Here is a 247-nt window from a genome sequence, read left to right on the forward strand (position 1 = left end):
TGCAACAGAACAAAAATTTAATTATAGCCAACGATGGATTGACTGGCTCAATGGACAAATTAACGGAATACCACACAGAATTGAGCAAAGCGCACAACGAGTTAGTGACAGCAGACAAAACGTTGAATGGACAGATGCAGAAACTAGCTGGGCAGCTGGAGCGACTGGAGAACTCAACCGAAGAATTGCTGACAGTAAACAGTGCATTGAGGACGGAAAACAATGTATTGAGAACAGAAAACGAGAC

At 42.9% G+C, this 247-nt stretch carries 1 protein-coding gene; it reads left to right on the forward strand.

From position 1 onward, the window contains the following. On the forward strand, positions 1-247 hold a 247-nt coding region (locus tag ACT3SX_RS15735; protein ID WP_444761893.1), incomplete at both ends, for a hypothetical protein.

The organism is Psychrobacter sp. AOP31-B2-9, assembly GCF_052378005.1.
Taxonomy (GTDB): domain Bacteria; phylum Pseudomonadota; class Gammaproteobacteria; order Pseudomonadales; family Moraxellaceae; genus Psychrobacter.